Origin of the sequence: Stieleria sp., assembly GCF_041595215.1 — a bacterium.
Taxonomy (GTDB): Bacteria; Planctomycetota; Planctomycetia; order Pirellulales; family Pirellulaceae; genus Stieleria; species Stieleria magnilauensis.
On record NZ_JBFHKV010001350.1, the window covers coordinates 1 to 1,951 of the forward strand.

At 57.4% G+C, this 1,951-nt stretch carries 1 protein-coding gene; it reads left to right on the forward strand.

All coding sequences use genetic code 11. The annotated features are described in order from the left end of the window. Positions 1–570 precede the first annotated feature (570 nt). Positions 571–1,797 carry a PQQ-binding-like beta-propeller repeat protein gene (locus ABX749_RS31200; protein WP_372899472.1) on the forward strand — a complete coding sequence of 409 codons (1,227 nt, stop codon included), beginning with the start codon at positions 571–573 and terminating at the stop codon, positions 1,795–1,797. Positions 1,798–1,951 lie beyond the last annotated feature (154 nt).

A 1,951-nucleotide genomic window follows, 5' to 3' on the forward strand; every position in this document is an offset into this window, starting at 1 on the left:
GCACAGCGGATGGGCGGCCACGAGCAACACGAAAGCGAGAAACCGTAGCTTGATGAGGTCATGCATCGGAGGTGGGATCGATTTGGACCGAAAGGGCGGGTGGGACGGCAAACGAGGGCGAGTTCACGAGTGAGTCTACGCCCCTTGGTGGGCACTCGCCAGTCTATCTTAGCGACACATTGAATCACGTGGGTGGGAAAGCAGGCGACGCCGATTACTTGGGCGGGAAGGGTCCTGGAGGTTCGGAGGTCGCGCACCCCGGATCGGTGTGCCGATTGATGGGTCAAAAAATGGATGGGTCAAAAAATAGGAACCCTCGACCGATCCGGTCGTCACCACCCCATTTTTTGACCACCCCGCTCCATCCCGCCTAAACGTATTCGGCACGCCAACGCCATGCGTCCTCATTCCGGAAACCACTGACCTCGTGCATGCGATCGAGTCGAGCGAATTCTGTTGCGAAATTGGCCGTCTAGTTGAGAACGCTCCCTGGTCAACTTATGATGCATCCAGGCACCGCCTTCGAATCTCTCCCAGCTCTCCCACCCGATCGCTCTGGATCACCTACTGATGCGCACCGTCGTCGCCGTTCTCATCGTGGCCGGTTTCACCGTCACGTCATTCGCTTCCAATTGGCCGGAATTCCGAGGGCCATCGGGAGACGGTCATGCCGCTGACGCCAAGTTGCCCGTGGCGATCGACGAGTCGGTGGTCAAATGGAAAACACCGATCCACGGCAAAGGCTGGTCTTCGCCGGTGGTTTGGGACGACCAGATCTGGCTGACGACGGCGACCGAAGACGGGACGCGGATGTCGGTGATCTGTGTCGATCGCAACAGCGGCAAGATCCTGCACGACAAGGTGCTGCTGGAAAACGAATCGCCCGCGTTCTGCCACCCGATGAACAGCTATGCGACGCCGACGCCGGTGATCGAAGCCGGCCGGGTCTACATCCACTTCGGCAGCTACCTGACGGCCTGCTTGGATACGTCCAATGCGGACGTCATCTGGAAACGCGAAGACCTGGAATGTGATCACCACCGCGGCCCCGCATCGTCGCCGATATTGCATGACGGCAAGTTATTCATCGCCTATGACGGATACGACGTTCAATATGTCGTGGCACTCGATAAAGAAACCGGCGAGACGATCTGGAAAACCAAACGCGAGATCGACTATGGCACCAACGACGGTGACCGGATGAAAGCCTACTGCACCGGCCAGGTCATCACCGTCAACGGCCAAGAACAATTGGTCTACCCCAGTGCCGTCGCGACGATCTCCTACGATCCATCCAACGGCCAACCCCTTTGGACCGCCTACCACGAAGGCATGAACGCGTCGGCCCGGCCGCTGTACGGCGAAGGGTTGGTGTTTATCACCAACGGAATGGGGTCCATGATCGCGGTCAGCCCCGATGGGAAAGGAGATGTGACGGGGACACACATCGCATGGTCGGCTACCAAGAGCGTCGCCAAGAAATCGTCCCAGTTGCTCGTCGACGGCTTGCTGTACATGAACAGCGACGACGGCGTGATCTCGGCACGCGATCCGAAGACCGGGGATGTCCTCTGGCAAGAACGGGCCGGTGGATCCTTCGCCGCCTCACCGATCTATGCCGATGGCCGGATCTACGCCTTCAGCACCGAAGGGGACATCCTGACGTTCAAACCCGGCGAGACCTACCAGGAACTGGCAAAGACGACACTCGGCGACGGATTCATGGCCTCACCAGCGGTCGTCGGAAACCAATTGATCCTCCGCAGCAAATCCGTTTTGTACCTCATCGAGCAGTAGCGTCGTGCTTCATGCCAACAGGCCGGAGTAGCGGCAGGTTGGACGTGTTACCGGCCGAAAAATTGATTGGTCAAAAAATTGATTGGTCAAAAAATTGATTGGTCAAAAAATTGATTGGTCAAAAAATTGATTGGTCAAAAAATTGATTAGTCAA